This is a genomic window from Collinsella sp. LCP19S3_D5 (assembly GCF_052121415.1).
In the GTDB taxonomy this organism is placed as follows: Bacteria; Actinomycetota; Coriobacteriia; order Coriobacteriales; family Coriobacteriaceae; genus Collinsella.
The window spans coordinates 1-3,924 of record NZ_JBQKEH010000028.1 but is presented as its reverse complement, the minus strand read 5'-3'; the positions used below and the strand labels follow the sequence as shown (position 1 = coordinate 3,924).

At 46.5% G+C, this 3,924-nt stretch carries 3 protein-coding genes; 1 reads left to right on the top strand and 2 read right to left on the bottom strand.

What is annotated here, in order from left to right:
• Positions 1 to 960 (bottom strand): GH25 family lysozyme (locus ACTQXO_RS08635; protein WP_441545610.1); only part of this gene is annotated, 960 nt, incomplete at its 3' end.
• 126 nt (positions 961 to 1,086) lie between these two features.
• Here ACTQXO_RS08635 and ACTQXO_RS08630 point away from each other — a divergent pair.
• The gene (locus tag ACTQXO_RS08630; RefSeq protein ID WP_441545609.1) at positions 1,087 to 2,046 is read left to right on the top strand and encodes a glycosyltransferase family 2 protein; all 960 of its coding nucleotides are present in this window, start codon (positions 1,087 to 1,089) and stop codon (positions 2,044 to 2,046) included.
• A 696-nt stretch (positions 2,047 to 2,742) separates the two neighbouring features.
• Here ACTQXO_RS08630 and ACTQXO_RS08625 read toward each other — a convergent pair.
• Positions 2,743 to 3,924 (bottom strand): NlpC/P60 family protein (locus ACTQXO_RS08625; RefSeq protein WP_441545608.1); only part of this gene is annotated, 1,182 nt, incomplete at its 5' end.

Below are 3,924 nucleotides of genomic sequence, written 5' to 3'. Positions count from 1 at the left end.
GGTCAGGCCGGTCGACATGGCGCCTGTGACGCGGTCGAAGTTGTACCAGCGGCCCTCGACCCTCTGCTCGCCGTAGAGCATGGCGCCGTCGCCGCCGTAGAGGACGGTCTTCCCACTCGGCAAAGCTGCAAATCCAATTGACATTGCGCCGCCGTTATTTGGGTCGAAATAGTACCAATGACCTTTCCAACGAAGTTCGCCGATTACTTTCACTCCATTGGAGTCATAACAGACAGTTTTGCCATTCTCTTCAGCAAGACGATACATGTTCGCATCTGGATAATCGTAAGCATAATCACAATCAACGTTCCCAGAAATACCCGAAATCATGCCGGAGGATGTATATTGCCAAAGGACGTAGTCGCTCTTATACGAGCACATAGCCGGACCATATTGCGCAACCCAGTGTTTGAGATTAGAAAGTGAAGAGTCGGTCAAATAAGTATTAAACCAGTATAGGTTTGCATATACTCCAGATTCAAACCCAGCTGATTCAATCCTTGAGGCAAAAGTGCATATATTTGATGCAATCTGACTGCAATTAAACCCAGTATCTTGAAGAATTCTATTATCTTCGACATCAATATAAATAGGAAGCTGCGGGCGATGGCCGCCCAACCAATTTAAAACATTATCAGCTTCACGACGAGCGTCAGAATTTGAACCTGCATAAGAGTAGTAGTAAATACCGTAAGGAATTCCGAGCCTTTCACACTCGCTCGCATTACGCTCAAAATAAGAATCGGGGCCACCATAAACAGGGCCGATTCTTAGGTAAGCAAACTGCACGCCCGAGGACTTAACACGCACCCAATCAATTGATCCCTGCCAGCTGCTAACATCAATTCCATGAGCAAGCGGAACTTGCGCTACCGGACCAGCAGAAGCGACACGCAAAGGGAAGATACAGCAAAGAAAGGTAAGGACGAGAACTTGCAAGTAATATTTTTTAGTAATCAACACATTCCTCTCGAGTAAAAAAGCTGGTAGAGATGCATTACATCGAGCATCGATACACATTCAAAAGCAGCTGCTATTATCTGTTTATAATTAAGTATATTATCTTATCGAAATGCGAGGGCTTAAATGGAACAAAATCCAGTCATATGGCTTGTGATTCCTTGTTATAACGAGGAACAGGTTTTACCGAAAACTGCACCGCAGTTTGAAAGCATTATTCAAACGCTCATCAACGAAAAAGAAATAGCACCTCTTTCGAAGGTGCTATTTGTAAACGATGGATCTAAAGACACTACCTGGGATATTATTTGTAAGCTCAGTGAAAGAAGTCCGATTATTGAAGGAATATCCCTAAGCCGAAACAGAGGCCATCAAAATGCGCTTCTAGCAGGTCTAATGGAAGCGCAGCATAAGTGCGACGCCACGATCTCCATTGACTGCGATGGACAAGACGACATCTCCAAAATCACAGATATGATTCATTGTTACAAAGAGGGTTACGAGGTCGTATATGGCGTTCGCAACTCGAGAGATACTGATACGTTTTTCAAACGATTTTCAGCGGAGAGTTTCTACAAGCTACTCAATGCGCTCGGCGCAAATGTAGTGTACAACCATGCGGATTATCGACTTATGGGCTCTAAGGCTCTAGCGGGTCTTCAGGAGTTTCATGAAGTCAATCTATTTCTAAGAGGAATGGTCCCACTCGTGGGGTATCCATCGACTACGGTTGAATACAAAAGAGAGGAACGAATTGCCGGAGAAAGCCACTACCCGTTAACCAAAATGCTTCATCTTGCATTTGACGGCATAACAAGTCTGTCCGAAAAACCCATCCATTTCATAACCGGAGCTGGACTTCTTTTTAGCTTGCTAGGCTTTATTGGAATCATCTGGGCCTTGATCAACGTTGCTGTTCAGCATGCCGTCACAGGGTGGGCTTCAATCATTTGCATCATTTGCTTCTTTGGTGGAGTACAGCTGATTGCTCTAGGCATTATCGGAGAGTACATCGGTAAAATATATCTGGAAGTTAAGCATCGCCCGAGATTCATAGTTGCACAAAGGACTTGGGACGACAACTGATTATGTGATGTCGAATCAGAGTCAGCCCTAAAAGGGAGCTTGCTCTTAGGATATAACCCACAGACCCCGAGCCCGCGATTAAAGGTGCGGGCTCGGACTTCTTCTAGGTCTAGTGTATCTTGACCTGTGACGCGCTGGCCAAACCAGCAGTCTCATCCCCCCCCCTCTCCTTGAAGGGGTCCTCGCATTTGTTCTTAAGGCCAACATGCCTGTCGAATACTTTCAGCAAGCCTTTCCCACTTCAGGCCGCCCATGATACCCGCGACGCTGCGCTTATGCGGAACTCAGCCAGAACCATATGCGCATAGCCGGACATCAGGTGTCCCTCAATTATCACGACCCCTTACACTCGCATTGCCTCCTGAAGATACCCCCTATATCGTTCCTAATTTGGTTGAAAAACAACTTGCGCCTAAACTACGGCCTGAACACGGTGCGGTACCTACACATCAACTTCAAGCGGGAACGGCGATGGGCCTTTTGGACAATAGCGGCCGCCCTTTCGACTTGAATTCTCAACGGCCTGAACAATCGTCAATATTAGTCGGAGAGGGCTTTGAAAAGCCGCTTGCCTCCGCCCGCACAGTGAGTGGTTTAAGGCCGGCCGCTGCGCACCCAGCGGACTAAAGTCTTATAAGAAGCCTGTGGCGCCACACGGCACCACAGGCTTAAAAGGAAAACTAATTCCCAAAAACGCTAAACTAAACGCAAAACGCCATTCCAAGGACGCCAATAATACGTCCGGATATAAATCTCTTCACCAGTTTGATCACCAGGGATTCCTCCGACAGCGTCATCAAACTCATTGCCAGACGCATGAACGAGAATACCATTTCCAAGATAAATGGCGGTATGAAATGCCTCGTTCAGCAGGATATCGCCGACACGAAGATCCGAAAAATCAGTAACCCAAATGAAACCATTTGCAGTGAGCTGAGATTTCATATTACCGGTATAAGTTGCTCCACCGGTATTCAGTCCAGCCGCCTTCAGTGAGCTAACGACGAGAGAGGAACAGTCATAATCCCCTCGCTCTCCCCAGCGATAGGCTTGGTCATAACCATGCGAGTCATCAAGAGCAATTGAGAGGGCCCAGTTAATATAGTTATTCTTCCTCGAGTCTCCCGTGTCTAGCATCTGCAGATGGCCATCAATGCTATTGAAGAAATAGTTAACTGAATTAACTCTATTCCAGCCATAAATCATCCATGACATGATGGGGTCATAATAGACGACCTTATGCTGATTTCTAATCCATTGAAAACCGTGACTTGCAGCGCCTGTGAAGCTATCTAATAAATACCAATGATACTCAACATCGTTAGCATCTGCATGTAATCGCTGCTGTCCATATAACATGCAACCAGTTAAGTCATTGTAATAAACCCATTTGTTGCCACCAGAAAGATATTTCCACCCAGTGACGAGAACATGCGAATTATCATCGAAATAATACCAAGCGAAGTCGCTATATCCAAACGGAGAACCATTTAGTCGAGCTTCGCCTGAAATTAGAAAATAATCCGAGGTAGCATAATATCGACCGAAATCAGCAACTTCAAACCAGCCCGTATGAACAACACCAGTAACAGGATCAGCAAAAAGAGACAAGCCATCCCGAGCGATTAGACCATGCAAGGGATTGTCGTCATCATCAACAAGAACCGAATCTCCTTCAACCTCTTTAATCATAAAGAGCTGAACACCGTTTTCGTTGAAATAGCCACGATGCGAGTCGCTTATACTAATCCAACAATTTGTCGCAATCTCGCCCGTCACGCGGTCGAAGAACCTCTCGCCGAGGCCCTCCACCTCCTGGAGGCCGTAGAGCACGGCGCCGTCCTCGCCGTAGAGCACGGTCTTGTAGCCCAGGTCGGT

Bases quoted from the DNA above. Each gene is read 5' to 3' on its own strand.
- ACTQXO_RS08630 (WP_441545609.1), top strand. From the start codon at position 1,087: ATGGAACAAAATCCAGTCATATGGCTTGTGATTCCTTGTTATAACGAG.